Annotated in this window: 5 protein-coding genes (1 of these 5 running past the window's edge); all 5 read left to right on the top strand. The window is 41.3% G+C overall.

Going from position 1 to position 8,086, the window contains the following annotated elements:
• Positions 1 to 346 carry the final stretch of a hypothetical protein gene (locus N2315_01585; GenBank protein MCX7827885.1) on the top strand. 362 nt of this gene lie to the left of the window's left edge, so only the last 346 of its 708 coding nucleotides appear in the window; its start codon lies beyond the left edge, outside the window; its stop codon occupies positions 344 to 346.
• A gap of 712 nt (positions 347 to 1,058) precedes the next feature.
• Positions 1,059 to 2,642, top strand: a complete 1,584-nt coding sequence (locus N2315_01580; GenBank protein ID MCX7827884.1) for a type I restriction-modification system subunit M — start codon at positions 1,059 to 1,061, stop codon at positions 2,640 to 2,642.
• The gene (locus N2315_01575) at positions 2,639 to 3,805 is read left to right on the top strand and encodes a restriction endonuclease subunit S (GenBank protein MCX7827883.1); all 1,167 of its coding nucleotides are present in this window, start codon (positions 2,639 to 2,641) and stop codon (positions 3,803 to 3,805) included. The genes N2315_01580 and N2315_01575 overlap by 4 nt, the downstream gene beginning before the upstream one ends.
• Positions 3,806 to 3,818: 13 nt before the next feature.
• A complete protein-coding gene (locus N2315_01570; GenBank protein ID MCX7827882.1) occupies positions 3,819 to 4,841 on the top strand; it encodes a DUF3644 domain-containing protein in 1,023 nt (340 codons plus the stop codon).
• Positions 4,834 to 7,983 (top strand): type I restriction endonuclease subunit R, encoded by a 3,150-nt coding sequence (locus tag N2315_01565; protein MCX7827881.1) that lies wholly within the window; start codon positions 4,834 to 4,836, stop codon positions 7,981 to 7,983. Before N2315_01570 ends, N2315_01565 begins: the two co-directional genes overlap by 8 nt.
• Positions 7,984 to 8,086 lie beyond the last annotated feature (103 nt).

Raw genomic sequence — 8,086 nt, 5'->3', positions numbered from 1 at the left:
GCGCCCATTCGCTTTTTCAATTGACGGCGACAAAATTATGGTAAGTACTTGGCAAGAGATGTTTTTAAAAACCGTTGAATTTCTCTACGGCAAAGACCCGGAAAAAATGAAAAGCTTTGTTACGGATGAAGATATTAACGGCCGTAAGGTTCGCTATTTTTCCCTAACGCCTCAAACTACTATGCGCAAACCAATTAAGATTTCTAACGCGGAGTTTTATGTCGAAACCAATCGAAGCGCCAACTCGATCCGCAACTCTATTGTAAAAATGTTGCAGCGGTATGGGATAAAAACTGGAGCTTTTAAGATTTACCTGCGGGCGGATTATGGTGAGTTACATAATTGACGGCTTTTTGAGAAAAAAGTGGGCATGGTTGTATATTGCATAAATATGCATTAGGAAGCAAGGATCTGCACCGTGGCATAAATTAGGTCAACTAAAAAGATTGGTATTTTGCAATCCCCAAAGGCAAATGCAATCTTAGGCAATTAAGCAATTGTTCGTCTATTAGTCCTGCCCATCTGTGTAGGGTTTATGTAATTTTTGTTTAACTTCGTTTTGTGCATGCATTTTGGTGGCTAAGCCATGTAAAGTCTCCCATGTACAAAGCAGGATTTTAATAGGATTTTAAACCATCTACTGGGAGGTGGACAATGTCAGGTATCGTTCATTTAAAGACTATGAGGCAGATAGATTCTATAATGATTTATTTGCCGCCATGCAAAATTACACCGCGGGTAACTGCAATAATTTAAATCTCAGGTGTTTTAGTCAACTTAAAATATCCAGAACTTGAAAATGTAAGTTGTCCAAGAATTGATGCAAGAAATGTCCACGCTCAAACACCAATCAAGGCCGCGAACCGTTTATATAGCCTTGACTGGTGGTCTCAAGACCCAACGCTATACGTAGGTCCAGCAATCCTTTGCTGGACTTGTCCTTAGGCGAGTGAAGGAGGGATGGGGAGTATCATTGAGCTGGGCCTGGGCGATACCGAAAGATGCGGATAAGCCCGCTGATTTGTTGTTTAAAATAGAAAAACAGGAGTGAAACAGAAATGGCAAAGAGAAAGAAAACCACCACGTTGGAATCAATTGAGCAGGTGCTTTGGAGCTCCGCCGACAAGCTCCGCAAGAACATGGATGCCGCGGAATATAAGCATGTAGTTTTAGGCCTTATATTCTTAAAATACATATCCGACAGCTTTTATGAGTTATACAACAAGCTTAAAGAGGGCAAGGGCGAGTATGAAGGGGCAGACCCGGACGATCCTTACGAATACCGCGCGGAAAACGTATTCTACGTTCCGCCGCAGGCCCGCTGGGACTACCTGCAGAGCCGCGCCAAACTGCCGACCATCGGCAAAGACATTGACGACGCGATGGAAGCTATTGAAAAAGATAATCCTTCCCTAAAAGGTGTTTTGCCGAAGGAATACGCCAAAGAGAAACTGGACAAGCAGTCCCTCGGTGGCCTTATTGACCTGATCGGTACCATTGCCCTTGGTGACAGTGTTTCTAAATCAAACGATATCCTTGGGCGCGTGTATGAATATTTCCTTGGGCAGTTCGCGCTTGCCGAAGGAAAAAAGGGCGGGCAGTTCTATACGCCGCGTTCCGTAGTACAGTTGCTTGTTGAAATGCTCGAACCATACGAGGGCAGGGTTTTTGACCCTTGCTGCGGCAGTGGCGGTATGTTCGTTCAAAGCGAGAAATTCGTTGAAGCTCATAGAGACCACTATAACGGAAAATCAAGAGAGATTGATAAGCTTTTCGAGCGTGTTGTTTCTATCTATGGTCAGGAAAGCAACCAAACAACATGGCGGCTTTGCAAAATGAACCTTGCCATACGAGGTATTGACAGCACCAATGTTTTGTGGAACAGCGAAGGTTCATTTTTAAACGATGCTCACCCCGACCTCAAGGCTGACTTTGTAATTGCTAATCCGCCTTTCAATGACAGCGACTGGAGCGGAGAACTGCTGCGGAATGACGGTCGCTGGAAGTATGGTGTGCCGCCGGTATCCAATGCAAACTATGCGTGGATTCAACACTTTTTATATCATCTTTCGCCGAGAGGTACAGCCGGTTTTGTTATGGCAAAAGGTTCCCTTTCATCAAAAACAAACGGTGAGGGAGAAATTCGTAAAAACCTTATTGAGGCGCCACTTGTAGATTGTATTGTCAATTTGCCGACGAAGCTCTTTTTAAATACACAGATTCCCGCATGCTTATGGTTCTTATCAAGGGAAAAGGAAACAAATCCGAACCACCCGCGCCGGAACAAGATTTTGTTCATTGATGCACGGAATATGGGAACTTTGATAAACCGCAGAACCCGCGAGCTCACCGATGATGACATCCGTAAAATAGCTGATACTTACCACAGTTGGAAAAAGGATGACGACTCCTATAAGGATGTCCCTGGCTTTTGCAAGTCCGCAACTCTTGATGAAGTGCGGGAACTCGATTATGTGCTGACCCCGGGCAGGTATGTCGGACTGCCCGAGGAAGAGGATGACTTTGATTTTGAGGAACGTGTAAAAAAGCTGACTGACGAGCTTAAAGCGCAGATGGAAGAAAGTGCTAAACTGGATGAAAGAATAAAGGAAAACCTTGCAAAAGTGGGGATTGAGCTATGACGGAGTGGAGACAGTTTAAATTAAAAGATATTCTTGAGCCAGATGGCTATATTCGTGGCCCCTTTGGATCGAGTTTAAGGCGTGGTGAATTGAAAAATGAAGGAATCCCGGTTTATGAACAAGAACATGCTATAAAAGGTATTCGTAAGTTTCGGTATTATATTGATCAAAATAAGTTTAATGAATTAAAGCGTTTTTGTGTAAAAACAGGAGATATAATAATTAGCTGTTCAGGTACAGTAGGTGAAGTTTCTGTTATTAAAGAAGAAGACCCAAAAGGTATTATTAGTCAAGCGTTACTCATATTAAGAGCTGACAAGAATGTTGCTTATCAACCGTTCTTAAAGTACTTTTTGATGTCACCCTATGGGAAAAGTTCTATTACATCAAGATCAGATGGTAGTGTGCAAGTTAATATCGCAAAACGCCAAGTTATTGAAAATATAGATATCCTACTTCCACCTCTCCCCGAGCAAAAAGCCATAGCTGAGGTATTATCCTCCCTTGACGATAAAATCGACCTTCTGACAAGGCAGAATAAAACATTGGAGGATTTGGCACAGGCTTATTTTAGAAAATGGTTTATTGAAGATGCAAGTAGTGAGTGGGAAGTTGGAAAATTAGGGGATGAATTCAATATTACAATGGGACAATCTCCTAAAGGAGAAACATATAACGATTTAAAGATTGGATTGCCATTTTTCCAAGGGAAGGCAGAATTTGGCTTCAGATTTCCATTAGAAAAACAGTATTGCAGTGAACCCATTAAAATAGCTGATAAATTTGATACTTTACTAAGTGTCCGTGCTCCGGTAGGAGCACTGAATATGGCCCTGTATAAATGTTGTATAGGGCGTGGTTTGGCTATTCCAATACATAAAAAGGGATACAAGCATTATACATTCTATAAAATGAAATCATTACAAGAATTATTCAATACATTTGATGATGATGGAACGGTTTTTGGATCTATTAGCAGAGAAAAATTTCTTTCGATTGATAATGTTATTCCTCCAGAGAAATTGGTGTGCTATTTTGATAATTTCGCGAAATATTTTGATTTAAAAATATATGAAAACACCGTTCAAATTCGTACTTTATCAAAACTTCGTGATACTTTGCTACCCAAGTTAATTAGCGGTGAAGTTCGTGTAAATATCTAAGGAGGCACATAATATGGCAAAGCGAAAAATGATTCAGTATAACTTAATACAGAATTCTATCGCTGCCTATTTTGCTGCCATTGAAATCCACAATAAACCTAATATACTTTATCGTTATGAAACGACTACATTATTGCTCTTTAATGCATGGGAGCTAATTCTAAAAGCGTTTATTAGAAAATATATAAAGAACAGAACTATTTTTGAAAACGATGGACATACTATATCATTTAGTAAAGCAGTTACGTATGTAAATGAATATTTAAACAGACAAAAAGAAAACAGTTTTACTGCTATAAAAGAGAATCTATCCTTAATAGAAGAATACAGAAATAACATAGCACACTTCTATCGTGAATCTCTTGATCCTCAAATTTTTATGCTACTTGCTCGTTGTGCACTAAACTATGTTGAATTTGTTAAAGAATATTTTGGGAAAGATATAACTGATAAAGAGGGATTATTCATAATGCCTCTTGGGTTCAAGTTGCCGTTCAAACCGCAAGACTTTTTATCGAAAAAAGCAGTCAGCAGTGTCTATTCTGAGGAGGCAAAGAAATTTGTTGAAAAGATAATAAGAGTAATTCAGGACTTAAGAGATCAAAATATTGAAGAGTCAGTAGTTTTAGGATTTAATGTCTATATGGAGAGCGTAAAAAAGATATCCAACAGTGATTTGCTTGTTGCAATAACATCACAAGATGAAGCAGATGCTAATTTTGTAAAAGTTAGCAAAGTTCAATTGGTGAAAGACCCCAATGCACAGAAAGTATATTTGTCTGATGAGGAAATTCTTAAAAATTACCCTCTAACCTATAGTGATGTATTCTGTAAATGCAAGGAACAAATTCCAGGCTTTAAAAAAAATAAAGATTTTGACGACATTATAAGAAAGTTAAAAGAAAACCCGACTTTAAGTCATCATAGAAAACTCAATCCTAAGAGCAAGAAAACATCAACGACATTTCTATATTCAGATAAGATTATAGATGAGATAAAAAAAGAGTATAACCAAAGAGGTGCAGAAGATGCCTAAGCTTTGTGAATCTGAAATTGAAAAAATGGCAATAGAAGAACTGGTGAAATTGGGCTATGAATACTTTTCTGGCCCGGATATAGCACCGGATGCACCTTTTGCAGAGCGTAAAGGTTATGGGGATGTTCTGCTTAAGAAAAGGCTGATTGACGCGGTAATACGGCTTAATCCCGGACTTCCTTATGATGTGGTTATAGAGGCGGTAAATAAAGTTTCCCGTATCAGTTCATCAAATCTGATTGGCGACAATGAAACTTTCCATAAAATGCTGGTTGACGGTGTGCCTGTCGAATACCGTAAAAACGGAGAAATTGTCGGGGATTATGTAAGACTTGTGGATTTTTCGGAAAATGGGACCGACAACAACGAATTTCTTGTAGTCAACCAGTTTACCGTTATTGAAAACAATAACAATAAGCGGCCGGATATTCTTCTTTTTATCAACGGTATCCCTATGGTGCTGTTCGAACTGAAAAATCCGGCTGATGAAAATGCCACCATTCTCAAAGCTTATGACCAGATCTGCACATATAAGGCAACCATCCCAAGCCTTTTCACATATAACGAGATATGCGTCGTTTCGGACGGTTATGAGGCAAAAGCGGGTTCATTAACCGCTCCATTCTCACGTTTTTCCACATGGAAAACAAAAGACGGGCTGAATGAAGCCTCACGATTTGAAGATCAGCTTACCACCCTTATTCACGGGCTATGCAACAAGAAAACCCTGCTCGACTATATACGCAGTTTTATAACCTTTGAAAAGAGCAAAACTGAGGATAAAAAGACCAAAATAACAAAAGTGGAAACTGTCAAGAAAATTGCCGCCTATCATCAGTATTACGCTGTGAATAAAGCTGTTAAAAGTACGATTGAGGCGGCAAGGGCGGGTGGAAGCAAAAAAGCCGGTGTTATATGGCATACTCAAGGTTCCGGCAAATCCCTTTCCATGGTTTTTTATGCAGGGAAACTGGTGCAAAGCCTTAACAATCCAACTATTGTTGTGATTACCGACAGAAATGATTTGGACGATCAACTCTTTGATACTTTTGCTGGAAACAGCGACCTTCTTCGCCAGCCGCCGAAGCAGGCGGAAAGCTGCGAACATTTAAAAGAATTATTAAAGGTAGCATCCGGAGGCATAGTTTTTACCACTATTCAAAAATTCATACCTGATAATGACAGCTCGGTTTATGAGCTTTTGTCGGAAAGAGACAACATAGTTGTCATAGCCGATGAAGCGCACCGCACGCAGTACGGCTTTAACGCGAAACTCAGAGATATAAAGGACGAAAACAATCAGGTTGTAGGGCAGCGCATAGCCTACGGCTTTGCCAAATATATGCGAGACGCCCTGCCAAACGCTACTTTTATAGGTTTTACCGGTACACCGGTAGAGAAGCAGGATGCCAACACGCCGGCAGTATTTGGCAATTATATAGATATTTACGATATTGCACAAGCGGTTGAAGATAAGGTGACAGTTAAAATATATTACGAAAGCCGCCTTGCCAAAGTAAACCTTACCGAAGAAGGCAAAAAACTGATTGAGGAATTCGACAGAGAACTTGAAGAAGTGGACGAAAAAGACGAAGCAAAAGCCGCAAAAATGAAATGGGCAAAACTTGAGGCTATTGTCGGCAATAAAGAACGACTCGCCACTCTCGCAAAAGACATTGTTACGCATTTTGAAGACCGGCAGAAAGTATTTGAGGGTAAAGCGATGATTGTTGCCATGAGCCGCAGAATCGCCGTTGATTTGTATAATGAAATCATAAAGCTTCGTCCCGAGTGGCATAGTGACGATTTGGATAAAGGTGTTATCAAAGTTGTTATGACATCTTCCAGTTCTGATGGCCCGGAAATGCAGAAGCACCATACCACAAAGGATCAGCGCAAAGCGCTGGCACAGCGCATGAGAGATGAAAACGATCCTCTGAAGATCGTTATTGTACGCGATATGTGGCTGACAGGCTTTGATGTGCCCTGCCTAAACACCATGTATATTGATAAGCCAATGAGAGACCACAATCTTATGCAGGCCATTGCGCGGGTAAACCGCGTTTTCAAGGACAAGCCGGGCGGTCTGATTGTCGATTATATCGGTATTGCCTCAAGTCTTAAAAAAGCGCTTGGTTTCTATGCGGAAAGCGGCGGTAAGGGAGTGCCTGCGGAAACCCAGGCAAGAGCTGTTGAAATCATGCTCGAGAAGCTGGAAGTCGTCCGGCAGATTTTGCAGGGCTTTGATTATTCAGGCTTTTTTAATGCTGAAGTAAGGGACAAGCTTTCAATCATCCTTCACGCTGAAGATTATATTTTATCCGCAAGCGATAAAAAGACCCGCTTTATTAAGGAAGTTGCCCTCTTAAGTCAAGCTTACGCGCTGGCTAAACCGGACAAGGCAACGGTTGTGCATGCTGAAGAAATTGCATTCTTTCAAGCGGTAAAGGCAAGACTTGCGAAGTTTGAAACAACCCGCGGAAGCAGCGCAAATTACGAGTCGGTGATAAAAAACATTATTGATTCGGCTATCGCGTCGGATGAGGTTGTCGACATTTTTGACGCTGCCGGTCTTGAAAAGCCGGAGCTGTCCATTCTCTCCGAGGAGTTCTTAAAAGAAATTCAGGGAATGAAGTACAAGAACGTTGCCATCGAGCTTTTGAAAAAACTCCTGTCGGATGAAATAAAGATACGCTCAAAACGTAATCTCGCAAAATCAAAATCCCTGATGGAAATGCTCGATACTGCATTGAAACGATATCAAAACAACCTGCTTACAACCGCTGAAATAATCGAAGAACTTATCCGCATTGCCAAGGAGATTAAAAAAGCGGACAGGCGCGGCGAGGAACTCGGCCTGTCTGAAGATGAGCTTGCCTTTTATGACGCGCTTGAAACCAACGACAGCGCGGTTAAAGTTCTTGGCGATGAAACGCTAAGGACTATCGCCCGCGAGCTTGCGGACAAGGTGCGCAAGAATGCAACCATAGACTGGACGCTGAAGGAAAGCGTAAGGGCAAAGCTTAAGGTGCTAGTTCGCCGTACGCTGAACAAATACGGCTACCCGCCCGACAAGCAGCAGCGCGCCGTGGAAACGGTCATGAAGCAGGCGGAGAATTTAGCGGATATATGGGTGGTGTAAGGGATAACGCATGAGACAAATCTTTTGTGTGATCTTTCTAAAATAGCGAAAGAAACGATTAAATAAGGAAATTTTCGACGGAGTAGACTAAGCCACGTTAATT

The sequence above is a fragment of the Thermanaerothrix sp. genome (assembly GCA_026417795.1).
Taxonomy (GTDB): domain Bacteria; phylum Synergistota; class Synergistia; order Synergistales; family Synergistaceae; genus Thermanaerovibrio.
Note: the sequence above shows the minus strand (reverse complement) of the source record. Positions and strands in the feature narration are given on the sequence as shown.